The 25153-nt window shown below is 32.6% G+C and carries 24 protein-coding genes and 1 riboswitch; of the genes, 16 read left to right on the top strand and 8 right to left on the bottom strand.

Annotated elements, in window-relative coordinates:
- Nucleotides 1-63 precede the first annotated feature (63 nt).
- Nucleotides 64-1698 (top strand): aspartate 4-decarboxylase, encoded by a 1635-nt coding sequence (gene aspD / locus N4T77_RS18190; protein ID WP_261673283.1) that lies wholly within the window; start codon nt 64-66, stop codon nt 1696-1698.
- Between the two features lie 155 nt (nt 1699-1853).
- Here aspD and N4T77_RS18185 read toward each other — a convergent pair whose 3' ends face one another.
- Genes N4T77_RS18185 through N4T77_RS18175 form a run of 3 tightly spaced genes read right to left on the bottom strand, consistent with a single transcriptional unit; the run spans nt 1854 to nt 4735 of the window.
- Nucleotides 1854-2645 carry an ABC transporter ATP-binding protein gene (locus tag N4T77_RS18185; protein WP_261673282.1) on the bottom strand — a complete coding sequence of 264 codons (792 nt, stop codon included), beginning with the start codon at nt 2643-2645 and terminating at the stop codon, nt 1854-1856.
- Nucleotides 2646-3713 carry an iron ABC transporter permease gene (locus N4T77_RS18180; RefSeq protein ID WP_261673281.1) on the bottom strand — a complete coding sequence of 356 codons (1068 nt, stop codon included), beginning with the start codon at nt 3711-3713 and terminating at the stop codon, nt 2646-2648.
- A complete protein-coding gene (locus N4T77_RS18175) occupies nt 3713-4735 on the bottom strand; it encodes an iron ABC transporter permease (protein ID WP_261673280.1) in 1023 nt (340 codons plus the stop codon). Before N4T77_RS18175 ends, N4T77_RS18180 begins: the two co-directional genes overlap by 1 nt.
- A gap of 174 nt (nt 4736-4909) precedes the next feature.
- On the opposite strand from N4T77_RS18175, the gene N4T77_RS18170 reads away from it, so the two are divergent.
- The 3 genes from N4T77_RS18170 to N4T77_RS18160 all read left to right on the top strand — a co-directional run bounded on the left by N4T77_RS18170 (nt 4910) and on the right by N4T77_RS18160 (nt 7277).
- Entirely contained in the window at nt 4910-5869 is a 960-nt protein-coding gene (locus N4T77_RS18170; protein WP_261673279.1) for an ABC transporter substrate-binding protein, read from the top strand.
- Between the two features lie 186 nt (nt 5870-6055).
- Nucleotides 6056-7021 (top strand): malate dehydrogenase, encoded by a 966-nt coding sequence (locus N4T77_RS18165; RefSeq protein ID WP_261673278.1) that lies wholly within the window; start codon nt 6056-6058, stop codon nt 7019-7021.
- 79 nt (nt 7022-7100) lie between these two features.
- On the top strand, nt 7101-7277 hold the full coding sequence (locus tag N4T77_RS18160) for a YjfB family protein (protein WP_261673277.1): 177 nt from the start codon (nt 7101-7103) through the stop codon (nt 7275-7277).
- Between the two features lie 112 nt (nt 7278-7389).
- On the opposite strand, the gene N4T77_RS18155 is transcribed toward N4T77_RS18160, so the two are convergent.
- Nucleotides 7390-8055 (bottom strand): FMN-dependent NADH-azoreductase, encoded by a 666-nt coding sequence (locus N4T77_RS18155; RefSeq protein ID WP_261673276.1) that lies wholly within the window; start codon nt 8053-8055, stop codon nt 7390-7392.
- Between the two features lie 240 nt (nt 8056-8295).
- Here N4T77_RS18155 and proC point away from each other — a divergent pair, with 240 nt between their 5' ends.
- Together proC and N4T77_RS18145 are read left to right on the top strand one after the other, a co-directional pair.
- Nucleotides 8296-9135, top strand: coding sequence for a pyrroline-5-carboxylate reductase (proC, locus tag N4T77_RS18150; protein WP_261673275.1), 840 nt, complete (start codon nt 8296-8298; stop codon nt 9133-9135).
- A 20-nt stretch (nt 9136-9155) separates the two neighbouring features.
- Nucleotides 9156-9611, top strand: coding sequence for an L-2-amino-thiazoline-4-carboxylic acid hydrolase (locus N4T77_RS18145; RefSeq protein ID WP_261673274.1), 456 nt, complete (start codon nt 9156-9158; stop codon nt 9609-9611).
- A 49-nt stretch (nt 9612-9660) separates the two neighbouring features.
- Here N4T77_RS18145 and N4T77_RS18140 read toward each other — a convergent pair whose 3' ends face one another.
- Entirely contained in the window at nt 9661-9837 is a 177-nt protein-coding gene (locus N4T77_RS18140; RefSeq protein ID WP_261673273.1) for a hypothetical protein, read from the bottom strand.
- Nucleotides 9838-9961: 124 nt separating this feature from the next.
- On the opposite strand from N4T77_RS18140, the gene N4T77_RS18135 reads away from it, so the two are divergent.
- Nucleotides 9962-10765 (top strand): SDR family oxidoreductase, encoded by an 804-nt coding sequence (locus N4T77_RS18135; RefSeq protein WP_261673298.1) that lies wholly within the window; start codon nt 9962-9964, stop codon nt 10763-10765.
- Nucleotides 10766-10819: 54 nt separating this feature from the next.
- Here the strand turns inward: N4T77_RS18135 and N4T77_RS18130 are convergent, their stop codons facing one another.
- Together N4T77_RS18130 and N4T77_RS18125 are read right to left on the bottom strand one after the other, a co-directional pair.
- Entirely contained in the window at nt 10820-11341 is a 522-nt protein-coding gene (locus N4T77_RS18130) for a hypothetical protein (protein WP_261673272.1), read from the bottom strand.
- 203 nt (nt 11342-11544) lie between these two features.
- The gene (locus N4T77_RS18125; RefSeq protein ID WP_261673271.1) at nt 11545-11871 is read right to left on the bottom strand and encodes a hypothetical protein; all 327 of its coding nucleotides are present in this window, start codon (nt 11869-11871) and stop codon (nt 11545-11547) included.
- Nucleotides 11872-12102: 231 nt separating this feature from the next.
- Between N4T77_RS18125 and N4T77_RS18120 the strand changes: the two genes are divergently transcribed.
- Both N4T77_RS18120 and N4T77_RS18115 read left to right on the top strand, forming a co-directional pair.
- Nucleotides 12103-12396 (top strand): hypothetical protein, encoded by a 294-nt coding sequence (locus tag N4T77_RS18120; protein WP_261673270.1) that lies wholly within the window; start codon nt 12103-12105, stop codon nt 12394-12396.
- Between the two features lie 93 nt (nt 12397-12489).
- Nucleotides 12490-12664: riboswitch (Lysine riboswitch) on the top strand.
- 130 nt (nt 12665-12794) lie between these two features.
- Nucleotides 12795-14237 (top strand): amino acid permease, encoded by a 1443-nt coding sequence (locus tag N4T77_RS18115; RefSeq protein ID WP_261673269.1) that lies wholly within the window; start codon nt 12795-12797, stop codon nt 14235-14237.
- A 76-nt stretch (nt 14238-14313) separates the two neighbouring features.
- Here the strand turns inward: N4T77_RS18115 and N4T77_RS18110 are convergent, their stop codons facing one another.
- Entirely contained in the window at nt 14314-15822 is a 1509-nt protein-coding gene (locus tag N4T77_RS18110; RefSeq protein ID WP_261673268.1) for an NAD(P)/FAD-dependent oxidoreductase, read from the bottom strand.
- Nucleotides 15823-16151: 329 nt separating this feature from the next.
- On the opposite strand from N4T77_RS18110, the gene menA reads away from it, so the two are divergent.
- The 7 genes from menA (at nt 16152) to N4T77_RS18075 (ending at nt 24598) form a co-directional block, all read left to right on the top strand.
- On the top strand, nt 16152-17105 hold the full coding sequence (gene menA, locus N4T77_RS18105; protein WP_261673267.1) for a 1,4-dihydroxy-2-naphthoate polyprenyltransferase: 954 nt from the start codon (nt 16152-16154) through the stop codon (nt 17103-17105).
- Nucleotides 17106-17121: 16 nt separating this feature from the next.
- Entirely contained in the window at nt 17122-18324 is a 1203-nt protein-coding gene (locus N4T77_RS18100; RefSeq protein WP_261673266.1) for an exonuclease SbcCD subunit D, read from the top strand.
- A 1-nt stretch (nt 18325) separates the two neighbouring features.
- Nucleotides 18326-21463, top strand: a complete 3138-nt coding sequence (locus tag N4T77_RS18095; RefSeq protein ID WP_261673265.1) for an AAA family ATPase — start codon at nt 18326-18328, stop codon at nt 21461-21463.
- Nucleotides 21464-21544: 81 nt separating this feature from the next.
- Nucleotides 21545-22420: a DMT family transporter gene (locus tag N4T77_RS18090; protein ID WP_261673264.1), complete on the top strand. Its 876-nt coding sequence runs from the start codon at nt 21545-21547 to the stop codon at nt 22418-22420.
- Nucleotides 22421-22521: 101 nt separating this feature from the next.
- A complete protein-coding gene (locus N4T77_RS18085; protein WP_261673263.1) occupies nt 22522-23064 on the top strand; it encodes a carbonic anhydrase in 543 nt (180 codons plus the stop codon).
- Between the two features lie 110 nt (nt 23065-23174).
- Complete coding sequence (locus tag N4T77_RS18080; protein ID WP_261673262.1) at nt 23175-23819, top strand: DUF2238 domain-containing protein; 645 nt, start codon at nt 23175-23177, stop codon at nt 23817-23819.
- Nucleotides 23798-24598: a potassium channel family protein gene (locus N4T77_RS18075; protein WP_261673261.1), complete on the top strand. Its 801-nt coding sequence runs from the start codon at nt 23798-23800 to the stop codon at nt 24596-24598. Before N4T77_RS18080 ends, N4T77_RS18075 begins: the two co-directional genes overlap by 22 nt.
- The last annotated feature ends 555 nt before the right edge of the window (nt 24599-25153 follow it).

The raw sequence follows: 25153 nt of genomic DNA, 5'->3' as shown, positions 1-25153 counted from the left end.
AGTTTATTAAATTAACTTTCATAGAAAATCATAGCAGTAGATAGGAAATAGGAGGATGTAAGAATGAGTAATTTTAGTATTCAAAGAGAAGAAATTGAAAGAGTATATGGTAAGATTAGCCCCTTTGAGCTTAAGGATAAATTGATTAGTCTTGCAGAAGAATCAAAGAAAAGTGGAACACATTCATTGTTAGATGCAGGTAGAGGGAATCCTAATTGGATTGCAGCAACTCCAAGAGAAGCTTTTTTCACTTTTGGTCACTTTGCTATTGAAGAGAGTCGCAGAGTATGGGCAGATGGTGATTTAGCAGGAATGCCAAAAAAAGATGGAATTGCTAGTCGATTTTTAGAGTTTGTAAAAAATAACGGAAATGCTCCGGGGATTGAACTATTAAGAAAAATAATAAACTATGGTGTAACAGTGAAGGGATTTAAGGCGGATGATTGGATATATGAGTTAGCAGATGGTATTATTGGAGATAATTATCCTCAACCAGATAGAATGCTAAAACATGTTGAGAGTGTAGTTCAGGATTACCTCATCCAAGAGTTATGCTACAACGAGCCTCTTGAAGGAAAGTTTAATATATTTGCTGTAGAAGGTGCTACTGCAGGAATGTGTTATATTTTTGATTCCTTAATCGCAAATAATATACTGTCAAAAGGAGATAAGATTGCATTAATGGCGCCAATTTTTACACCTTATTTAGAAATTCCTCATCTGCCACGTTATAATTTTGAAGTTGTCAAAATTTTAGCTGATGAAACAAAGTCAGATGGAACACGTACATGGCAGTACCCTGAAGAGGAAATTGAAAAATTATGTGACCCAACTATAAAGGCGCTTTTTATAGTTAACCCAAGCAATCCAGCTTCCGTTGCAATGAAACCAGAAACCATTAACCATTTAAAGAATATTGTTGAAAATTGTAATCCTAATTTAATGATTATTTCAGATGATGTATATGGTACTTTTGTAGATAATTTCCGTTCTTTAATGGCTGATCTACCATATAACACTATTGGGGTTTATTCTTACTCAAAGTATTTTGGAGTAACAGGCTGGCGTCTTGGAACTATTGCACTTCATGAAGATAACGTATTTGACAAGTTATTAAAAGAACAAGATAAGGATAGGAAAGAAAGAGCAAGGATTCGTTACTCAGGGATTTCCACTGATCCAGATAACATTCCTTTTATCGATAGAATTGTAGCAGATAGTCGTCAAGTAGCACTTAATCATACTGCAGGCTTATCAACACCGCAACAGGTGCAAATGGCATTCTTTTCACTATTTGCAATCCTTGATAGAGAAAATAATTATAAACAGTTAACAAAAGACATCTGTCGCCGCCGTCAAAGATTATTGTTTGATGGATTGGGGCTTGATTTACAGGCAGATCCTTTTGATGCTGCTTACTATACACAATTTGATTTATTAGAATGGGCTAGTCGCAACTACAATAATGAGTTTGTTAAGTATTTACAAGATAATTATAAACCATTAGATGTTCTTTTACGATTAGCAGAAGAGTCTTCTATTGTACTATTAAGCGGAAGTGGATTTGATGGCCCTGAATGGTCTATAAGAATATCACTTGCAAATCTAAATGACGAATCTTATTCTCGTATTGGACAAGTTCTTAACCGTATATTAGAGGATTATGTTGCGGAATGGAAAGGCTCAAAAACAGCATAATTGTAAGAGATTTAGTTTATATTTTAAACAAGAATATTAATAAGTAAATTAAAAAATAAAAGTGTATTGTAAAGGAGTAGAAATTTTTATGAAACTAGCTACCTTTACAATACACTTTTTTATCTTAGTTTTATTAATGAGTTTAAATATGAATATTAAACAGTTTTGCTTAGAGACTGGTAAGTTATACACATTGGAGTTCTAAATAAAGGACACTGAATTATTTTAGAATTTATATCAAATACATCCTTTATTAGTTTTTCAGTTATAATTATATTGGGGTTACCTTCTCCATATATTTTTCCATCTTTTACTGCGATAACGTGATCTGCATATCTACAAGCTAAGTTAATATCATGCAGAACAATTATAATAGTTCTTTTTTCCGTTTTATTTAAGTTTTTTAATAAGTCTAGCACTTCAATTTTATACTTTATATCTAAATGATTAGTAGGTTCGTCTAATAAAATAATATCTGTCTGTTGAGCTAGTGTCATAGCAATCCAAACTCTTTGTTTTTGTCCGCCAGAAAGATCAGAAAGCTTTTTATGTTTAATATCTAGTAAACCAGTTTTTTCTAGTGCGTAATTTAAAATATCTTCATCTTCTTTACTCCATTGACTAAACCAATTTTGATAGGGGTATCTCCCTTGTTTTACTATATTAAATACAGTTAAATCGGAAGGAGCCGTAGGTGACTGAGTAAGTATAGCTAATTTTTTTGCAATTTCTTTTGTAGATTTTTCAAATATATTAAAGTCTTCTAAAAAGACCGTACCACTTATAGGTTTTAGAAGTCTAGACATAGTTTTCAGCAATGTAGACTTTCCACAGCCGTTACTTCCTACTAATATCGATATTTTATTCTTTGGTATAGTAACATTAATATCTTTCAGAATTATATTTTCACCATAACCTAAGGTTAAATTGCTAGCAAATAAACTCATTTAATTTCCTCCTTTTAAAAGCTTTTGATTTTTAACTAGTAGGTAGATAAAGAATGGTGCACCTATCCCAGCTGTAAATATTCCAACAGGTAAATCTAAAGGGAAGAATAAGGTTCTAGCAACTAGGTCAGACAGCATTACTATTATTCCACCTATTAATATGGAAAGGGGTACTATATTTCCAAAGGACGAATTAGTTAATTTTCTAGATATATGCGGTGCTACCAAGCCTACAAAACTAATTCCTCCACCTACAGCTACTGCACCACTGGCTAAAGCTGCACTTAAAATCATAAGAATAAATCGGTTTTTTTCTAAAGAGCTTCCAAGTCCTTTAGAAATGTTATCCTCTAAGTTTTGAATGTTTAACTCTCTAATATATATTAGAGTAGTTAGGAAAAGAACTAAAAACCAAATAGACAAAAGCTTAACGTGAGTCCAATTGGTACCATATACAGAACCAGTAACCCAAATACTTGCTTCTTTAATAAATACTACTGGTCCATTGATAAGTAATATAGAAGTTATGGCTTTTGCAGCACCAGCTATTCCTATACCTATTAGTATCAATCTATAAGGTGTAACTCCCCTTTTAAATGATAGAAAATAAACTAAGAATACTGCTATAAATGCTCCGACAAAAGCAAATACAGGCATATAGAATATGCTAGTTGTTAAGGAGTTATTTTTAGGATCTGTAAATAAAGTAAGGAAAAGTAGTGCACCAACAGAACCACTATCTACTATACCCATAATATTTGGCTCAGCTAAAGGATTCTTTACAATTCCCTGCAGAATAGCACCAGAAAGTGCTAAAGAGGCTCCTACTAAAAATGCAGATAATGTTCTAGGAAGTCTTATAGTGTTTATTATAAATGAATTTCCATTAGCTTCATTTGCTAATAAGGTTTTTATTACATCTATTATAGGTATATTACTTTGGCCTATACTTAAACTAAAAAGCAACCCTAATATAGAAATAACTAGTGTAAGTAGTAACATTAAAAGATTTCTTTTTTCATATATAAAAGAAAATTTATTCTTTCGAAGTATTAAAAATTTCTTCATTAGTTATTTTCCACCTTTCTAGCTATATAGATGAAAAATGGAGCACCTATGATAGCTGTTAATGCCCCAACAGGAACTTCCTTGGGATAAATTAGGAAACGAGAACCAATGTCAGCTAACAATAAAAATATAGAACCTAAGACTATGCTGTAGGGAATTGTCCATTTAAATTCAGAACCAATAAAAGAACGAGTAATGTGAGGAACAATTAATCCTACAAGTCCTATTGGACCAGCTACGGCAACTGAAGAACCAGCTAGTACTACTACCAATAGTATTATTTGTAATTTTAAGAACTCTGTATTAATACCAAGGCCCTTGGCAGTTTCCTCTCCAAGTGAAAATATATTTAATTTCCCTGATATAATAAAAGAAAAGATTAAAGCGATAATTATATAGGGTACTACTTTCATTAAACTATCTACACTTCTTCCTTCAACAGAGCCTGTTAACCAATATATAATCTCCTCCATAGTCTTCTGGTCTTTATACAGTATCATTTGGGTAAATGACATAAAAAAGGCAGATATTGCAGCACCAGCAAGAGTTAGATCAAAAGTTTGAATAGAACCTCTCAGTCCACCTGCTAAGGCATACACAAGAACTACGGAAACGGCAGCTCCAGTGAAAGAAAAAAGTATTGTATAGCCTTGAGAAAGTGTTGGGAAAAAGCTATAGATAAAGACCATAAGGAAAGCCGCACCAGAATTAACACCAAGTAGTCCAGGTGATGCCATAGGATTTTTAGTAAGTGTTTGCATCAGTAAGCCTGAAACACTTAAACTAGCTCCGACAAAGAGGGCAGTAAGTGCTCTTGGAATTCTAGAGGTTTTTATGACTATATGCTCTGTACTGTTTGAATAGTTCAAATATGTATTTACTAAATCACTAAGGGATGTTTTCGTATAACCCAGTAAAATACTAGCGAAAAAACTAAGCATTAGGAAAAATACTAGTATGACAAGTAGTAGTATTTTCTGTTTATTATCTCTTAAGTTTATTATTCCATTTATATTCTTCAAATAGTGACACACTCCTTTGTTACCAATATTATGTTAACAGACCTATTTCAAGTATAGTTCAATAAAAAATAGCTGTCAATGAAAATCATTATCAAATATAAATGAAAGTCACTTGCATTTAAAAAATCCTATGTTAATATCTAAAATGTAAAAAAAATGTAGAGGAGTGTTAGCATGAAGTTTAAAAAATTTTCAAAGTCATTAGGTGTTTTAGTTATAGCTTTTTCACTTACTGCTTGTGCAGGAAGTAAAAGCTCAGAAAAACCACAGGAAACATCTGATAAAGCATCAAGGGTTATAGAACATGCTATGGGAAAAACAGAAATTATAGATGAGCCTAAAAGAATAGTAATACTTACTAATGAAGGGACAGAGGCATTGCTTGAATTAGGGGTAAAACCTATTGGAGCAGCTCAATCATGGACAGGAAAGCCTTGGTACAAGCACATTGAGAAGGATATGGAAGGAGTTCAAAACTTAGGTTTTGAAAGTCAGATTAATATAGAAGCAGTGGCAGCATTAAAGCCAGATTTAATTATTGGAAATAAAATGAGACATGAGAAAATCTATAATCAATTATCTCAAATAGCACCAACAGTATATTCAGATACTCTTAGAGGAGAGTGGAAAACTAATTTTGAATTCTATGCAAAAGTACTGAACAAAGAGAATGAAGGAAAAGAGATAATTGGGAAATTCGATAATAGGGCTAAAGACATTGCAAAGCTTGCAGGAGAGAAGCTTAAAACAGAAGTGTCTTTAGTAAGATTTATGCCAGGAAAGACTAGAGTTTACTTAGGAGATACCTTTGCAGGAAATATATTTAAACAAATAGGTTTTGCTAGACCAGAAAATCAGAGAAGCGATGAATTTACTATAGAAATTGGAAAAGAAAGATTAAAAGAAGCAGATGGAGATGTAATGTTTTACTATACATACGAAACTGGAAATGGTGAAGGAGCTGCAAGAGAGAAAGAATGGATACAAGACCCTATGTTCCAGAATTTGGGGGTGGCTAAAAGTGGAAAAGTATATCTTGTAGATGATGCGATATGGAATACTTCTGGAGGAGTAAGATCTGCTAATTTAATGCTTAATGATATAGAAAATATTATAAAGTCAAACAAAATATAAAAAAATTACTAAATTAGAAACAGAAGATAGAAAAAGGCACTAAGATTAAATATCTAGTGTCTTTTTGGATTTTTAAGGAAGATGTATTATAATTAATTTATATGGATATTAACTATTAAAGAAATTTTTATAAGAAACCTGAGTTTCAAGGATGTTTGTCTAATTAAGAATTTTGGAGGGGAAACTATGATTAGGGAGGGAAATAAAATCACAATTATTGGGGCAGGTACTATTGGTTCTACAGTTGCTTATACACTTATGTTAAAAGGGCTTGCCAGGGAAATAATCTTGATAAATAGAACTGAAGGAAGGGCTAGAGTAAAGGCTTTAGACCTAGCTCATTGCAGGACTTGTACAACAGAAACAGATATTAGGAGTGGGGATTTTGAGGACTCTTTTAATTCAGATATTGTTATTATAGCTGGGGGAGCGCTTCCAAAGAAGGATGGCACAAGAATGGACGTGCTAGAGAATAATATAAATATGTATAAAGATATTATCCCTAAATTAGTTAAGTATAGCCCTGAGTCAGTTATCATAGTAGTGACAAATCCTGTGGATATCATGGCTTATGTTGCATATAAACTTTCAGGATTTCCACATTCAAGAATAATAGGTTCTGGTACACTTTTAGATACATTAAGATTCAAGTATATACTAAGTGAAAGATTTGGAATTAAGGCATCAAAAATCCAGGCAGAAATCATTGGGGAACATGGAGATTCTATGGTGCCGGTATGGAGCCGAACAAGGTATTTAGGAATAGATTTACAGCAATACCTGAGCACAAGAAAGCTTATTTTAGATTATAAAGGCAGAGAAGAGATTTTAGAAGAAACCAAAAGGGCAGGGTGGAATATAAGACTTGGAAATGAACACAGCTGCTATGCAATATCTAGTTCCGTTGTAAAAATTATAGAAAATATTCTTGGTTTTTCAGAAGATATGCTTCCTATTTCCACACTGTTAACTGGAGAGTATGATATAAAAAAGGTATTTTTAAGTTTACCATCTTTTCTTCATAAGAAGGGAGTTAGTGAGATTGGGATTATAAACTTAGATAATGAAGAATTAAAACAGCTTGCCCAATCTGCAAAAGTATTAACCGAATATATCAGAGAAGCTGACAGCTTACTAATGCATAAACTTTAGAAAGTTTAAGAAAGTTTGCCAAAGCACGATAATAAATTATATATGCATGATATTTTGTGAAAAGAAGGGAAGTGTTAACATGGATATTGCAGGATTATCAGTAGTTATGAATCAAAGTAAAGTTATGGAACAGGCTAGTCTTTCAGTAATGAAGCTTGCGATGAATTCAGGTAAAGAAACTGCTGCAGCTATGACAGAAATGTTAGAAAAAGCAGCTAGTCCTAACTTAGGTAATCACATTGACACAAGGGTGTAGCGTAAAAGGGTAATAGTCTGCTATACAGATAAACAAAAAACGTCAGGCAAAGGCGAGGCTATTGAAAAGCAGAGGTTTTTCAGTAGCTTCGCAAAGGCTTGGCGCTTTTTATTTATATATGAAGTAAAGAACTTTGAGACAGTTTCTTTACTATGCTATCTATATCTTTGTAGGCTTTTGCAATTGCTTTATCTTTGCCAACAGAAGGGTCATCCACTCCTTGTACAAGTATTTTTTCAAAATTGCTGACACCTAAAAATTTGAATATATCTTGAAAATAATCTACTCCATGGTTAAGTATTCCATTGAAAAGCTTTGGATAAACTCCTCCAGAAGACTGGATGTAAATCATAGCTCTTTCTTTATCGTCTAGGAGACCTTTTACATTATGCTCATATATCTTTATTGTTTTATTATTAATTATTATGCAATCTACATATCTCTTAAGTCTTGCAGGAAAGCTTGAGCTCCACATTGGTGCAGCAATTACATAGGTATCTGCACTTAAAAATTGGTCGCATAGCTCAATAATTCTTTTCACTGATTTTTTCTCTCCTGTTAATAAGGAATCATAAGCATTACCTGATACAGGCTCTCCTCTACCGGTAAATATTCTGTGGTTTATCTCAGGAATATCTTCATTATAAAGATCAAGTTCCTCCATGCGATATTCGGGATTCTTAGATAAGAAACGGATAACAAATTCTCTTCCTACTTTTTTACTAGTAGATATTTCCTCAGGTTTTGAGTTAACTGTAATATATAACAATTTTTTCATTAATTCACCTTCTTTGTAGTAGTTTTTAAAAATGATGTTTGAAATATGATTATTATAAAATATTGCATGTATAAATTATTGTAAGCATAATAATTAAAATTATTCCATATGAATATAATTATTGCAGTACTAAAATATTTAAGAAATTGGAGCGTTGTATAACTAGAAAAATAATTATACAAAATTCTAAATATATTATATAATAGCTTTTAGAATTGATTATTAAGGAGGTACATAAGCATGGAAAGGTTGGGTAAAAAGGTTGGTTTTATTGGTGGCGGACAAATGGGAGAGGCTATCATTAAAGGAATGATAAATTCAGGATTATGTAGTGCCGAAGAAATATACGTGATGGATATTTTAGATTCAAGGATAAAGTATTTAAAAGAACAATTGAACATTACTCATGGAACTAGTAATAGAGAACAAGGATATATTGATTTGGTGAAAAATTGTGATGTTATTATACTGGCAATAAAACCTCAAGTACTTAAGGAAGTCTTAGAAAGTATCAAGGATTGTCCATGGAGAGAAGAACAAGTGGTAATTTCTATAGTTGGAGGAGCAAGGACTGCTGCTATGGAGACTTACCTTAAAGATATCCCTGTTGTTAGGGTTATTCCTAATACGCCAATGCTTGTTAACGTAGGGGCATCAGGTTTGGCTCTTGGAAAAAATGCAAAAAAACAACATGGAGATCTTGCATTACAGATATTTAAGGCATTAGGAGTAGCTTACCTAGTACCAGAAAACTTAATTGATCCAATTACATCTGTAAGCGGATGTGGACCAGCTTATGTATACATGTTTATTGAAGCTATGGCTGATGGTGGTGTTGAAATGGGTCTTACCCGTGAAATGGCTCAAACTTTAGCGGCTCAGACTGTAATGGGAGCGGCTAAAATGGTATTAGATTCTGGAGATCATCCAGGACTATTAAAGGATAAGGTGTGCTCTCCAGGAGGGGCTACTATTGCAGGAGTTAGAGCCTTGGAACAGGGTGGTTTTAGGGGAACTGTAATGAATGCTGTGGAAGCTGGAAAAGTTCGTATGGAAGAGGTAGGCAAAAAAGCAGAATAGTTTCAAATGGAGGTATAAATATGAGCAAAATAAGAAGTACAGATAACCCAGTAGAAAGAATGGCTAAGCTTATGGCGGAACTTTATTACTTTATGGCTGAAGAAATGATTGACAGGTTAGGTAAAGAAAAAGGAGAAGAGGCTATAAGAGCTTCCGTAACTAAGTTTGGAAAAGCTAGATTAGAGTCTATGTATGAGGAAGCTAGAGAAAAAGGATTGCCAATAAATCTAGATACTTATTTGAAAGTAAGAGATATGCCAGGCATATCTTGGGAAAGAGATCCAGAAAATCCTGATGACATAACTTACTGCCCAATGCATGATATGTGGAAAGAACTAGGTGCTGAAAATATTGGTTCTATATATTGTGAAATAGATGATGTATTATATGAGGGATTTAATGCTGAATTCGAAAGACCCCTTTGCAAAACCTGTGGAGATGATTGCTGTAGATTTCTAGTTAAACCAAAGAAATAACTTTTAAACAGAACCGTACCTAATTAGGTGCGGTTCTTCATATATAAACCTATCTATCATCAGGTTTTCCCAATACGTATACGTTAACTTGATCACTTGGTTCGAAGGAAAAGGTACTAGTATATACATTTATAAGTTTCCATCCTTTTGATAGAAAGTCATTTGCTTCATTTTTGCTGTAAGTTTCCTGTACCTTTACAACATTAAGCAGTTCTTCATTTATCATAGCGTCACCACCTTTTGTATATATTTGTGAATTTAAATTATAATGTATTTATAGAATAGCTTGTGTAACTTAAAGAAATCTATGTGCTATAAAAATACTGAATTAAATTTTTAATTTTGGAGTGATAACTTTGAATAATAATTATAAAAGAAAGACAGTACTAATTACCGGAGCATCAACTGGTATTGGATATGAATTAGCAAAGCTATTTGCAGAGGATGGATATAATCTTGTACTTGTAGCTAGAAACCTGGAAAGATTAAAATTAGTTGCTGATCAGTTATACAAAAGTTTTCATACAAAGGTTAAAATTATAGGAAAAGATTTATCTATAATAGGCTCTGCAGAAGAGATATATGATGAACTAATAGATAACAGTATTGAGATTGATGTGCTAGTGAATAACGCCGGAGCTGGAAGCTGTGGTTTATTTCATGAGACAGATTATCAAAAAGATGTTGAAATAATACATTTAAACATTACATCTCTTACTATTTTAACTAAACTAATATCAAGAAGCATGATTGAAAGAAGAAAAGGAAAAATACTCAATATAGCATCTACAGGAGCATACCAGCCGGGGCCGTATATTGCAGTGTATTATGCAACAAAGGCTTATGTTCTATCCTTTTCGGAGGCTATTACAAACGAATTAAAAGATTTTGGAATTAAGGTATCTACTGTTTGTCCAGGTGCCACTAAAACGGAATTTTCTCATAGAGCCGGTAAAGCTGATATAAAAAGTGCTATGGATGCAAAGCAGGTTGCTAAAATTGCTTATGAGGGATTAAATAGGAATAAAAAACTCATCATTCCTGGAAATATTAATAAGATAGCAATAATTCTCTCTAAGTTACTTCCAGGAAAAATATCAGCAAGTATGGTTAGGGGAATACAACAAAGGCTTGTAGAGCAGATGAGGTCATAAAAGAGTTTTTAACAGAAGACAGTATTTTATAAAAAAAGGACTAAGCCTTTTGGGCTAGAGTCCTAAATCCGTCAATCTATTTATTCGAAATATTAGATGATAATATTTATCGCCTTCTTCGCAGGTACAACCATAATCTATCAAAACATTTTTTTCGTTTAGGCTGCCCCAGGAAGTTGGAGACACGATATCTTCATATAACAGCAAAAATCTCTTAGCTAAATTATTAATGTCTTCAAAAGCAGACTCTTCCGGTCTAATTGTTTTTAGGTTTAAGTATTTAGCTTTAATTTTGCTTGTCAACGGTTCAGCCTTTTTCATTACTATCATTCTTGGTGTAAAGAATAAAATCGGACATAAATACTTTTTTTGGTTTAAATCTGCATGAGTATAAACGAAATGCTCAACTTGATTTTGATAATGTCCTTCCCTGCCTTTTGCTAATTTTAAAACTAGTCCATTATTTAAATCATAGACTCTTCTGCTTATCCCTTCTCCAAGAAAACTAAATTTATTTTTAATTTCCTTTCTTTTTAAGGAATTTAGATAATTAAAGTATTCCATTTCCTCATTCAATTATAATCACTCCACAATTATAAACTTGGGGTATATTATCTTATATGCTTTTTTTTGCTGTAGTGTTACAAAGTGAAATGTAATTGAAGAAACAAAAGGTGGAGTTTATATAAGACACAAAGGCCATGTACTTAAAAAAGAGTGGTTAACCTACTAAATTTAGCAGGTTAGCCACTCTTTTTCAAGGAACAACAACAGAAAAATTATTTGATTCCTTTAATTTTACCCTTAAGGGCTTTTATACGGCCATTTACATAGTTAACAAGTTCATTTTTATTGTCTTTTATTTCAGATGGAGCATTAGTTACAATAGTAATAATATCTAATTTATTAGCTTTTATTTCCTTGCCTACTTCATAAGCTAAACATATATTTTTCATCTTCCAATAGGTATTATTAAATTCATCTGCCTGCCTTTTATTATAATGACCTTTTTCGATACCAAATTGAAATAAATCTGCTGCTGCTTCTAATTCTTCTAAATCTGTAACTTGTAAAGTTTCATTAATAAGAGCTTGAAATGTCTTCATTTGTAGCACTCCTTTATTAGTGAGATAATAGTATTTTAAACTTATAATATGGCTCCTATACTGGAGTATGTTGGCCTAAATTCCATATATAAAGTATAATCTAATAGTAATATAAAAGTAAATGCAAACATTAACTTTTATGGACAAACCAGATATAATATTAATACACTATGGACAAAATGTAAATACATTTGAAGTATAAATTTATTTTAAATAGGAGGATATTGGAAGATGGTAGACAGATTAAGTAAAGCGAAGGAAGTAGTAGAGCAAGCATTTAACAATGACAAAGCCGATGAGATGGGCAAGATGGCAAAGAGATTTAAAAATCTTTATTTTGAAGCTATAGAAAAAGGTGAGGAGTCGAAGGAATATCACTACGCTGAGTACATAAAAAAAGTTATAATATTATATTTTGAGAATATTCTTAATGGATATGGTGATGCAGAAGCTTTATATGAGGAATGTGAATATGAAGCTCAACTAGCGGAAATAAGCTGTAATATAATGTTTGAGTATCAATAGGGAAAAATGTAGACTATTGGAAGTTGAAAAACATAAAAAAGTTGTTTACTAATTATAAGTTCTCATGTATAATAATTAGTATAATAAGTGAATAACTGAGGTAGAGGCGCAGAGTTTAAGAGTAAAACTGTAGAGGTAAGCACGATGAAGCAGTTTGAAAGGGAACTTTGCCGAAGCATACAGCATATGCTTTACTGCTGTATAGCTGGGTTTGCATATAACATATGCAAGACTGTCACAAGGTAAATTGTGGTGAGCTATCATTCAATGTGGAATTAATAGGTGTTGCATAGAAATGCACATTTTTATACCCTGAGTGAATGCTCGGGGTATTTTTTATTGCTTATCTTAGTTAATTCACTTATCGGAAAAAATAAAACCGATAAGGGGGAAGAAAAATGCAAAATGTTGCAGAACAAAACAATATAGGTTCACAAGAACTTAAAAGAAGTTTAAAGGCAAGACATCTTAACATGATTGCCATGGGAGGAGCCATTGGAACAGGTATATTTTTAGCATTAGGTGCTACAATTAACCAGGCTGGTCCAGGGGGCGCTATGGTGGCGTATATTTGTATAGGAGCTATGGTTTACTTCTTAATGACTAGTTTAGGAGAAATGGCAACTTTCATGCCTGACTCAGGTTCTTTTGGAATTTATGCTTCAAGATTTGTTGATCCAGCTTTTGGATTTGCTATGGGATGGAATTATTGGTATAACTGGGCGATTACCGTTGCAGCAGAGATGGTGGCAGGTGCGCTGCTTATGAAGTACTGGTTACCTGGTGTGCCAGCTTTGGTCTGGAGTGTTTTATTCCTTGTATTAATAGTTGGACTTAATCTTTTATCTGCAAGAGCATATGGAGAGTCAGAATACTGGTTTGCTGGTATTAAAGTAATTACTGTTATTATATTTTTAATAGTTGGAGTCGCAACAATTCTTGGAATAGTTGGTGGTGAAGCAGTAGGATTTAAAAACTTTACTGTTGGAGAAGCACCATTTGTTGGAGGTGCTAAATCAATATTTATGGTATTCTTAATTGCAGGTTTTTCATTCCAAGGAACGGAACTTGTTGGTATAGCTGCTGGAGAAAGTGAAGATCCTGAGAAGAATATACCTAAAGCCATAAATACCATATTCTGGAGAATTTTAATATTTTATTTAGGAACAATTTTTGTTGTAGGAGCATTAATAGCTTACACAGATGCGGGCGTTGATACAAGTCCTTTCACAATGGTATTCCAAAAGGCTGGTATCGCAGCAGCAGCATCACTAATGAATGCAGTTATCTTGACTTCAGTTTTATCTGCTGGAAATTCAGGAATGTACGCTTCAAGCAGAATGTTGTATGCAATGGCTAAGGATGGTAAAGCACCAGCATGGCTTGGAAAAGTTAACTCAAGAGGAGTTCCAATAAACTCATTGATATTAACTACAATTGTAGCATCCCTTTGCTTCTTAACAGGACTTTATGCTGAGACTACAGTTTATGTATGGCTTGTGGCAGCTTCAGGACTTGCTGGCTTTGTTGCATGGTTAGGTATAGCGTTATGTCACTATCGTTTCCGTAAGGCATATGTTGCTCAAGGCCGTGATTTAGGTAAATTAAAATATACAGCAAAACTATTCCCATTAGGCCCAATTATAGCATTAGTACTATGTACAGTGGTTATTTTGGGACAGGGTGTTAGCTACTTCCAAGCAGATAAGATAGATTGGAGTGGAGTAATTTCTTCCTATATAGGACTACCTCTATTCTTGGCTTTATGGCTAGGGTATAAGATGAAGCATAAGACAAAGGTAATAGACTTAATGGATGTAGATTTTGATATTAATAAGTAGTTTGAGAAAAAGTATTTTAACAAATTTATAATAAATAAAAATATCGGTGGAAGATAATTCTCCACCGATATTTTTATTATCTTAATGTTTTAAATCTTCGTCTATCTTCTTTACATATTTGCTGTGCAATATGTCTGCCGTGCATACCGCCAGTAGGGAGACCACCTCCAGGTTGGACCCATTGACCTATCATATAAAAATCTTTAAGTCCTGGAAGAGTCTTTTTAAGAGTTTTATCTAGATTATCTATAGTAGGTATCCAACCTTCAAAGCTTCCCTTCCAGTTATTGGTGTGGTTTTTGTAGGTATAAGGAGTAGCTACATCATAAACTTCTACTTTGGACTTTACTTCTCCAAATAGTTTATCTATCCTATCAATTACTTCTTCTGCAATTCTTTCTTTTTCAGCCTTATATTTTTCCAAATCAGAGTTTCTTAGCTCAGTCCAATAATTATAGTCTGCTTCAATAAAAGTAGTTATAGAGGTCTTGCCTTTAGGTGCCATGGTAGGGTCAAAGTTATAAATCACCAGACCTAGACTACTAATGGTATTCTTATTATCAATGTATATAGGAGCACTAAAATTAAAATTATAAGTAACTGCATCAGGTATTCCCTTAAATAGTCTATCAACACCTAAAGATACCTGAAGAAGAGAAGGGAAAGTTTTAAAGCTTTTATAGTAACCTTCAATATCTTCATCTATAAACTTGTCATCAAGCATATTATAGAGGGTATAGTGACCATCTGCTGCTGAAATTACAAGATCTGAATAAGCTTCCTTACCACTATTTAGCCTAACCCCCTTAGCAGAATTATTTGAAATAAGTATCTTTTCAACCTTTGAATTGTAATTTATTTTGCCGCCTAGGCTTAAATACCTGTTTTTAATAGATTTTATAAATTCTATTGACCCACCTATAGGGTAGCCAGCAGAATTAATATCAAAAAGCGCCAGGGTATAAACTAGAGCTAGAATTGGCATTTCTTCGTACATACCAAATAATTTACAGAAGTTTTTATTTAGAAGAGGACTTTTAAATTTTTTCTGGAATTCTCCTATGGACACTTTCATCCACTTATTTAGAAGTTTTACTAGTGGAAAATCCTTAAACAAAAATTTCATATTGTGGAATAAGGTAAATAAATTTTGAGGCTTTAGAACAGGCATATCAAATTTTTTGCAAAGGTTAATTGCATCTATAAATTCTTCTATTAGTTCTTTGTCCTCAGGAGCATTCTTCAACATTTCTTCCTGTAATTTGTCCACGTTGGTGTAAACTGAAAAACTTTTTCCTTTTTCTAGTTCGGTGTGAATAAAGATTTCATGGTTAACTATATTTTTCTCATCAATAGCATGAAGTTCTTCCCATATGGTATGAAGTTCATTTTTAGGACTTGAGCCGCAAAGCCAATGAATGCATCCGTCAAAGGTATATCCCTGTCGCCTCCAACCAGTACAAAGACCACCAGGAGAGCCGTGAAGCTCAAAGATTTCTGTTTCATAACCGTTCATCTGAAGATAGCAGCCTGCTGAAAGTCCAGCAATCCCAGCACCTATTATTATTACTTTTTTTCTACTCATCTTTCTCTCCAAAAATATTAATTTCCTTTTACTAGAGTATTAATCACATTACTATTTAGAACAATTTTCTCTTTTTATTATAATAAAAAGAGGTATCATAAATTTGGCAATAAAAGTTTAGAGATATGTTATGAGTTTGCTAAATTATGGAGGTTTAGTTATACCTTTAAATGTCATACAAGCGGTCTTAACTTTGCAAAAAAATGACGAAAGGGTATAATGTATGTGAAAATACGATTATTTTAGTTTTAATTTATCTATCTTTTAAAGAACTAAAATTAAAGGTATGTTTTCTAGAATATTATTCTAATTGTACTGGAGGAATACAAATGACATTAAGCAGCTTTCTAAAACTAGTTGAAATTCAAACAAAACTTGCAAGTGTAATTCCTTTTGTTCTGGGAACACTTTTTGCTTTATACCGTTATAATAGCTTTAAGTTTGAAAACTTTATAATAATGTTCATATCCCTTTTAACCTTTGATATGGCAACAACAGCTATTAATAATTATTTTGACTATAAAAAGGAAAAGGAACTTATCAGAGAGAATTGTAAAAGTGAAAATATTATCATAAATGCGAGGATACCGGAAAAAACAGCTAGCTTTGTAATATTCGCACTGCTTACTATTGCAGTAATATTTGGAGTTTTACTGACACTGAAAACAGATATAATACTTTTGATAATTGGAGTCATCTGTTTTATAGTAGGAATCCTATACACCTTTGGCCCTATTCCGATTTCACGAATGCCCTTAGGAGAAGTGTTTTCAGGGTTCTTTATGGGATTTATAATTCTATTTTTGTCAATTTATATTCATATATATGATTCAGCATTAGTTACTTTAATGTATACAAATAATATTTTAAGTCTAAGCCTTAATGTAGTAGAAATACTTTTTATATTTTTAGTTTCAATTCCTTTAGTAACTGGCATTGCAAACATAATGCTTGCCAACAATATTTGTGATGTGGAAGAGGATATAAAGATTAAAAGATTTACTCTGCCATACTACATTGGAAGAGAGAATGCATTAAAGCTATTTAAAATATTGTATTATGTTGGGTATGCAGATATTGTTATATTGGTGTTATTGAAAATAGCTCCGGTAGCTAGCCTACTGGTATTAACTACTTTAATTCCAGTAAATAAAAATATAAAGTTATTTATTAATAATCCTAGCAAAAAAGAGACCTTTGTTGTATCTGTTAAGAATTTCTTTATAATTAACTTTAGTCATATTATTGTAATGACGATTACATTATTATTTAAACTATATTAATTGAGGTGATGTCCATATGAAAATAATTCATACCGGTGATTGGCATATAGGAAAGATTGTAAGTGAATTTAGTATGATAGAGGAACAACAGTTTATTTTAGAGCAGCTTATAAAGGTTATTCAGGAGGAAAAGCCTAGTGCTTTGATTATAGCAGGAGACTTGTACGATAGAAGTATGCCGCCAGTGGAAGCTGTGAAACTTTTAGACAAAGTATTCAGCAGAATTCTACTGGAATTAAAAGTGCCTATATTAGCTATAGCAGGTAATCATGATAGTGCAGAAAGGTTATCCTTTGGAAGTAAAATTTTAACCAAAAATGGATTACATATCGCTGGAGTTGTTGATAGGGAAGTGAGAAAGGTGGTTATTGAGGATGAAGAAGGTCCTGTTAATTTCTACTTAGTTCCCTATGGAGATCCAAGAGAGATAAAGTACATTCTTCAGGAAGAAGAGATATCTACCCATGATGACTCCATGAAGAAGATTATAGAGAATGTTAAGAAAAGTATGAGTGAAAATGAGAGAAGTGTAATGATAGCTCATGGCTATGTTACTTTCATGAAAGACGAGGCTTTAGATAGCGAAAATGAAGATGTACATAAAAAAGCAGGACTTCAGACCAGTGAGTCAGAAAGACCGCTGAGTATTGGTGGTACAGATTTAATAAGAGGTGAATATTTTAACTGCTTTAACTACACAGCCCTTGGACACCTTCATAGACCTCAGAAGGTTGGAAGTGACAGAATTAGGTACTCCGGTTCTTTGCTAAAGTACTCTTTTTCAGAAAGAGATCACAAAAAAGGTGTAACTGTAGTTAATATTAATGGAAAGGGAGAAGTTTTTGTAGAACTAAGGGAATTAACTCCTAGAAGGGATATGAGAATTATAAAGGGACCAATAAATGAACTGATAAATCCAGAAGTTTATAAACAAGGCAATGTAGAAGATTACGTGTATGCAATTCTTACAGATGAGGGAGAATTAGTAGATCCTATATCTAAATTAAGAGCAGTTTATCCAAATATAATGGGATTAAGAAGAGAAGAACTGGGACAACTAGAGGAAAGTAGAACTTCTGCATCCAAAGGATACAGAGAGAAAGCTAAGCTTCAGCTCTTTGGAGAATTCTATAAAGCTATAGGAGGAAAAGAGCTGACAGAAGACAAGTTAAATATCATGAAAAAGATTATAGAAGAGGTAGAGAAAGAGGGGAAATAAGGTGAAACCACTTAAGTTAACTATGAGTGCCTTTGGTCCTTATGCATCAGTAGAAATAATCGATTTTACAAAGCTGAAGGATAAAAGCATATTCTTAATAACCGGTCCTACGGGAGCTGGAAAGACTACTATTTTCGATGGTATAAGCTATGCTCTTTTTGGAGAAGCATCAGGTACAACCAGAGAAAAAGATAGTTTAAGAAGTGACTTTGCTTCACCAGAAACTTCTACCTTTGTAGAATTGAAATTTTTACTTAGAGGCAAGGAGTATAAGGTAACTCGCTATCCTCAACAGGAAAGAAAAAAGTCAAGAGGAGAAGGCTTCCTAATAAAAAATGCAGATGCAGAATTAGTAATGCCCAACAATGAAGTTATAACCAAAGTCAGCAATGTTGATGCTAAAATAAGTGAACTACTAGGAATAAATAAAAATCAGTTTAGACAAATTGTAATGCTACCTCAGGGAGAATTTAGAAAGCTTCTAGATGCGGAAAGTAAGGAGAGGGAACTAATATTTAGAAAAATATTTGGAACTGAAGCTTTTGCATTTATTCAGTCCAAATTAGATAAACAAAGTAAAGAGCTATATAAAAAAATTGAAAGTATTAAAACTCAAAGAGATACTCATGTAAAGCATATTGATGCTAGTGAAGAGGAAACTTTGCTAAAGCTTATAAATGGGGAAAATTTAAATATAATTGAAATAATTCAGGTTACAAAGGAACTTATAGAAAAGGACAGAGAGAAGAAAGATAAGCTCTTTGAAGAGATAAAAAGTTTAAAAGAACAACAGGAAAAGCTTCAAAAGGATATAGTTAAAGGAGAAGAAATAAATAAAAAGCTCAAGGATAAGAAAGAAGTTAATGATAAATATAATGAACTTTTATTAAAGAAAGAAGAATATGACAAAAAGCAAAACAATTTAGAAAAGGGGAGAAAAGCCCTAGAGGTAAAATTAGTAGAGGATTTATTAGTAGAAAGAGAAAATAAGATTAAAGAGAAAGTTATCCAGCATAAGGATATAGAAGAAAAGGTAAAAGAACTAGAAGAGAAGGTTAAATCATTGGGAGAAACTCTGAAAAGAGAGGAGGCTAAGGATACAGAAAGAAAGAAGCTTGCTGATAGTATAACTACTTTAAATAATTATGAGGAAAAGGTTAGAGGTTATGAAGAAAAAAATATAAGAAAAGAACAGCTTAAGAAAAAGCTTATAGATAAAGAAAAGGGATTAAAGAACTGTAGAGAAAAGATAGGCAGTGAAAAATTTAGTCTCCAAAAATCCAATGAGGCACTAAGGCTAGCACAGGAAGCGAAGGCAGAGGAGGTAAAACTTAATAAGGAAGTTGAGAATAATGAGAATCTTATTAAGGAAATGAGGTTTATTTATAGTAAATGGAAGGAATATTTTACTCTTCAGCTTTCTCATAAAAAGGAAAGTGATGAATTTAATGAATTTGAGATAGAGTTTCAAAAGATAAAAGCAAAATATGAGCTCATGGAAGATAACTTTAGGAGAGGGCAAGCAGGACTTTTAGCAAAAAGTTTAAGAGAAGGAGAGCCTTGTCCTGTGTGTGGTTCTATAGAACATCCATCACCAGCAGAACATATTGATGGAGTCCCTACAGAAGAAGAACTGAAAAGAGAGAAGGCATTATATGATGAAAAAGTTAAAGATAGAGAAAAAAGGTACGAAGAGCTTATTTCTTTAAAACAAAGGATAAAGAGTCAAAAGGAAAGCTTATCAGAATTAACAATTAAGATAGAAGAATCCTTAAATGAAAATATAAAAGACATTGAAGAAAGTAAAGTACTTAATTTCTTATCGGAAAAAGGAAAAATCCTTGCAGCAGAGTTAACTAAGTTAAAAGAGAAGCAGGATAAAGTAGCAGAACTTGTGAAAAACAAGGAAACTATAGAAGTGAAAATAAAAGCCCTAGAAACTGATATAAAGAAATTAGAAGAGGAAGCAGATGTTTTAGAGAAGGAGCGAACAGAACTATACGGTCAGGTAAAAGGTGAAGAGGAGCTAATTAAGAATATCGAAGAGGAAATTCCTGAGGATATAAGAACCTATGCTAAGCTTTCGGATAGAGTTAATAAGCTCAAAAGCTGCTTAAAGGAGCTGGAAGACTCTTATAAAAAGGCACAAGATAACTATAATGATTCTAAGAATGCACACGCTGCTTTACAGGCAGATAAGGAAGCTAGGGGAAAGAATATAGAGGAAGAAACTGCAGAAATTAAAACACAAAGAATATTGTTAGGAAATAAGATTAAGGATTCTGGTTTTGAAGATTACAGTCAATATGTTTTATTTAGAATGACTGAAGAAGAAATTAAGCTTTTAGAGAAGGATATAATAGAATATCATAAAAGTTTAAATTCTTTAAAGGGTATGCTTGAAAAAGCTAAGAAGGAAACGGGAGAATTAAGGGAAGTTGTCATTGAGACCTTGAAAGAGGCTTTAAATGGAATTAAAGTCCACCAGGAACAGTTAGAAGAGCAGGAAAAAAAGATTTTTGCCAGAATAAATAATAACAAAAAGTCTCTTAAGGAAATTGAGGACATAAGCAAGACTATAGCAGCAGAGGAAGAAGAGTATAGGATTATTGGAGAACTATCCAGTATGGCTAATGGTTTTAATAGCGAGAGAATAACCTTTGAAAGATATGTGCTAGCAGCCTACTTTGATGAGATAATAAGTGCTGCTAACATAAGACTAAGGAAGATGAGTTCAGGAAGATTTATATTAGCCAGAAAGGAAGAAAAGGGGAAAGGAAAGAAGCAGGAAGGTCTAGAGCTTGAGATATTTGATAACTATACTGGAAAGGCACGCCATGTTAGAACATTGTCTGGAGGAGAGAGCTTCAAAGCATCTCTAGCTTTAGCTCTCGGATTAGCAGATGTAGTTCAATCCTATGCTGGAGGAATAAGCTTAGATACTATGTTTGTAGATGAAGGCTTTGGGACACTAGATAACGAATCCTTAGATAATGCAATTCAGTGTCTTATAGATCTTCAAAAAGGGGGAAGACTTGTAGGGATCATATCACATGTTCAGGAGTTAAAAGAAAGAATAGATGTGCGGTTGGAGATAACTCCTGCTAAGGAAGGAAGTAAAGCTAGGTTTATAGTATAAGTAAAAGACGACGTAACTTAGGAAAATACTTACTAAGTTACGCCGTCATATTTTCAAATTATAAATCGAAGGGGGATATAAATGAGGATAGAAAATAAAAAAGCACTTGTTGCTTCTTTAACATTAGCAGTAGTGGCAATGTTTTGGGGCACAAGTTATGCTATTGTAAAGGATGTGCTAAATGATATAAAGCCTTTTCAACTGATGACTTTAAGATTTGGGTTTTCAACATTGATATTGAGCTGTATATTTTTTAAAAAACTTAAGAAGATAACCAAGAAAGACATATGCCAAGGTTCTATAATTGGGATTTTTTTATTTTTTGCTTTTCTATTTTTAGTAATAGGAATATTATATACAACTGCTTCAAAGCAATCTTTTATAGTTGGAGCTTACGTAATATTAGTACCATTTTTAGCGTGGGTTATAAACAAAAGACCTTTAGATAGATATGAACTTACTGGAGCGGCAGTGGCGACTATTGGGATTGGGTTGCTTACATTAGATAACAGCTTTAGCATTAATAAAGGAGACGGAATATCTATACTTTGTTCCATATCCTTTGCTTGTCACATGATTACTATAGAGTATTTTAGTAAAGAGTCTGATCCTATAATCTCAACTATAATACAGTTTGCTATTACGGCAGTGTTTTTTATTCTACTTACAGGAATTTTTGAGTCTTATAGCATAAAATTAGATGGGAAGATGATAAAAGCAACCACTTATCTTGTAATCATGACTACGGTAATACCCTTTTTAGTTCAGAATATAGCTCAACAGTATATCTCATCTACAAGCACAGCACTAATTTTTACTTTAGAGTCTGCCTTCGGAGGAATATTTGCAGTATCCTTTTTAGGAGAAGAAATGTCAACAAGAATGATAGTAGGGGCTATTATAATTTTCTTAGGAATTATTACTGAGGAGACAAAGTGGAAATTCTTTAAAAGATAATATTGTGTTTAGAATTTTCTTAAGTTATAATTAATAACTAATATTATGTAAAATAAATTCAAAGGAGGTATACCAAGGTCTATTAACTTTGGTAAAAAATTATGAAGGAATTAATAAAGGTTACATCTAGAGAAGATATATTTTCAAAGTACATAGGCACTCCTGTAGAAAAACTTCTGCTTAGTCACAACTTAGGACAGTTAGATGGTCAGTATTCTTCTGCAGAATTATTAATAGGAATGTGCATGGATAACCGCAAACAGTTAAATATACCAAGTAATTTTGCTTATATTCTTCGTACTGGTGGTGGAAACTTACGTTTTAGTGAATTTAAAGTATCTTATGCTGTTTCAGTTGGTGGAGTTAAGGCAATAGCGTTGATAGGACATAATAACTGTGGAATGGTAAATTTGATGTCCAAAAAAAATAAGTTTGTTAACGGTCTAGTAGAAAATGCAGGATGGGATGAAAAGAGAGCAGAAGAACATTTTATGAATTTTGCTCCTATGTTTGAGATTGATGATGAAGTTGATTTTTTACTAAGTGAAGCAGTACGTCTAAGGATGAAATATCCTAAAGTTTTAGTAGCTCCACTTATGTACAATGTAGAGGACAATCTTTTATATTTAGTTAGAGAAGAGTAAAAGCTTTGAGAGAGTATGTATAATTAGTTTGTGAAATATATACATGCTCTCCATTTATAAGCAGTATAATAGAATGTGAAATAGAATTAATGATAGTAAGGAGAATTACAATGAAATTAGATGGAGCTAAAAATGAAGTAGATAAGCTTCATATGCTAATGCTATTTATTTTTATTGCAGTATTTGTTTGGTCAATAATTAACCCTAAGGACTTGTTCACTTGGTTTTTAGAAGTACTCCCTGCAATTATAGGTTTAGTGACAATACTACTAACATACAATAGGTTTAGGTTAACCAACCTAGCTTATATTCTCATATTGATACATTCTATTATCTTAATTATTGGTGGACATTACACCTATGCAGAGATGCCTATCTTCAATTGGTTAAGAGATACTTTTCACCTTTCTAGAAATTACTATGATCGGTTGGGCCATTTTGTACAGGGGTTTATACCTGCAATCATTATTAGAGAAATACTATTACGTAAATCACCCCTAAGACAAGGAAAACTGCTAAACTTTTTAATTATATCTGTTTGCTTAGCAATCAGTGCTTCTTATGAATTATTAGAATGGTGGGTAGCAAAAGCTACAGGTACTGCTGCAGAAGCTTTTTTAGGAACACAAGGGGATGTGTGGGATACGCAGTGGGATATGTTTTTAGCGCTAATAGGAAGCATTTGTTCATTATTGACTTTGTCCAACATACATAATTTCTTTTTGCAAGGTTTATGCTCGAAAAGGGGGCGTTAAAAATAAAGCATTTAGAATTTACAAATAATAAAAACATAGAGTTAGCATATGATATAAGTGCTGGTATTATGGCTATTATAGCAATGGTAGTAGTGTTACTTCAGTTTACCAATTCTATTGATACAACTCAACGATATTACCTAAATATTATTGATAAAGTTATCTATTTTATCTTCCTAGCGGATTCAGTTGTTCGTTTTTTGTTATCTAAAGAAAAGAAAAATTATTGGAAATATAATATTTTTGATCTAATTGCAGTTATTCCCTTTGATTTATTTACAGCATCTCCATCAGGAAGTATTTTTAAATTATTGAAAGTTATTGCCTATTTCTTAAGAGTATTTGATAACCTAAAGGACATCCTGTTTACTAATGGGTTCATCTATTCATTATGTGCTACAATTTTGATAACTCTGATAGGTTCGGTGGGGATATACTTTGCAGAAAAAGGTATTAGCCAGTCTATTGATAGCTTTGGGGATGCTCTATGGTGGAGTTTTGTTACGGTGACTACAGTTGGGTATGGGGACATCAGTCCAACCACTGTAATTGGAAGGGTTATTGCTTGCTTACTAATGTTTTCAGGAATTGGTTTTTTAGGTATTCTTACAAGTACTATTTCCACATATTTTATTACTAAAAGCTTTCAAAAGAATAAGAACAAAATGCTAGAAAAAGAGTTTGTTCTAGATCTTACTGAATATACTGAGATTGAAAGAAAAGCTATTATAAGTTATGCAGAGTATATTAAGGAGAAAAACCTTAACGACACAATGTAGGGTAAGGTTTATAGTTGAGGCAATTAGAGTAATGAAAGTGCCACTGTTTCATTTTTGTAAAAGATATTGGCATTTTGGTGTATTATTTAAATACTTCAATATTAAACTTGCTTCATATGGTGAAATACAACTAAAGTATAAGAAACTAGTCCTGGCGTACCGCTATATAAAATATAAAGAAATATAAAGAAAAGTAAAGAAAAAGCAACTTAATTTAGGTTGAAGTGGTATTGGGGCTAGATTTGAAGAAACTAAAGCTGATACAATAACATTCGTCGCTTGGTGAGCGGCAAATAAGTATTACAAATGTTTAGTTATGTTTAAAAAAGTGTTGTTGACACTAAAAAATATTTGTGATACTATATAAAAGCTGTCAAGAAAGATTGAAAATAAAAAAAATTAAAAATCTTATTGACAAAGCAAGATGAAAATGATAAGATATACAAGCAGTCGAGTTAAATCGACATGATCCTTGAAAATTAAACAGAGTGAAGATAAGATAACTTATTTTTGAATAAACCAGCAATTCTTTAATGAATCTTCTCAATAAATTGA

Source organism: Clostridium sp. CX1 (assembly GCF_025398335.1).
Taxonomy (GTDB): domain Bacteria; phylum Bacillota; class Clostridia; order Clostridiales; family Clostridiaceae; genus Clostridium_AM; species Clostridium_AM tanneri.
The sequence above is the reverse complement of the archived record's forward strand: the minus strand, read 5'-3'. Positions and strand labels throughout refer to the sequence as shown.

Bases quoted from the DNA above. Each gene is read 5' to 3' on its own strand.
- aspD (WP_261673283.1), top strand. From the start codon at position 64: ATGAGTAATTTTAGTATTCAAAGAGAAGAAATTGAAAGAGTATATGGT.
- N4T77_RS18185 (WP_261673282.1), bottom strand. From the start codon at position 2,645: ATGAGTTTATTTGCTAGCAATTTAACCTTAGGTTATGGTGAAAATATA.
- N4T77_RS18180 (WP_261673281.1), bottom strand. From the start codon at position 3,713: ATGAAGAAATTTTTAATACTTCGAAAGAATAAATTTTCTTTTATATAT.
- N4T77_RS18170 (WP_261673279.1), top strand. From the start codon at position 4,910: ATGAAGTTTAAAAAATTTTCAAAGTCATTAGGTGTTTTAGTTATAGCT.
- N4T77_RS18165 (WP_261673278.1), top strand. From the start codon at position 6,056: ATGATTAGGGAGGGAAATAAAATCACAATTATTGGGGCAGGTACTATT.
- N4T77_RS18160 (WP_261673277.1), top strand. From the start codon at position 7,101: ATGGATATTGCAGGATTATCAGTAGTTATGAATCAAAGTAAAGTTATG.
- N4T77_RS18155 (WP_261673276.1), bottom strand. From the start codon at position 8,055: ATGAAAAAATTGTTATATATTACAGTTAACTCAAAACCTGAGGAAATA.
- proC (WP_261673275.1), top strand. From the start codon at position 8,296: ATGGAAAGGTTGGGTAAAAAGGTTGGTTTTATTGGTGGCGGACAAATG.
- N4T77_RS18145 (WP_261673274.1), top strand. From the start codon at position 9,156: ATGAGCAAAATAAGAAGTACAGATAACCCAGTAGAAAGAATGGCTAAG.
- N4T77_RS18140 (WP_261673273.1), bottom strand. From the start codon at position 9,837: ATGATAAATGAAGAACTGCTTAATGTTGTAAAGGTACAGGAAACTTAC.
- N4T77_RS18125 (WP_261673271.1), bottom strand. From the start codon at position 11,871: ATGAAGACATTTCAAGCTCTTATTAATGAAACTTTACAAGTTACAGAT.
- N4T77_RS18120 (WP_261673270.1), top strand. From the start codon at position 12,103: ATGGTAGACAGATTAAGTAAAGCGAAGGAAGTAGTAGAGCAAGCATTT.
- N4T77_RS18115 (WP_261673269.1), top strand. From the start codon at position 12,795: ATGCAAAATGTTGCAGAACAAAACAATATAGGTTCACAAGAACTTAAA.
- N4T77_RS18110 (WP_261673268.1), bottom strand. From the start codon at position 15,822: ATGAGTAGAAAAAAAGTAATAATAATAGGTGCTGGGATTGCTGGACTT.
- menA (WP_261673267.1), top strand. From the start codon at position 16,152: ATGACATTAAGCAGCTTTCTAAAACTAGTTGAAATTCAAACAAAACTT.
- N4T77_RS18100 (WP_261673266.1), top strand. From the start codon at position 17,122: ATGAAAATAATTCATACCGGTGATTGGCATATAGGAAAGATTGTAAGT.
- N4T77_RS18090 (WP_261673264.1), top strand. From the start codon at position 21,545: ATGAGGATAGAAAATAAAAAAGCACTTGTTGCTTCTTTAACATTAGCA.
- N4T77_RS18085 (WP_261673263.1), top strand. From the start codon at position 22,522: ATGAAGGAATTAATAAAGGTTACATCTAGAGAAGATATATTTTCAAAG.
- N4T77_RS18080 (WP_261673262.1), top strand. From the start codon at position 23,175: ATGAAATTAGATGGAGCTAAAAATGAAGTAGATAAGCTTCATATGCTA.
- N4T77_RS18075 (WP_261673261.1), top strand. From the start codon at position 23,798: ATGCTCGAAAAGGGGGCGTTAAAAATAAAGCATTTAGAATTTACAAAT.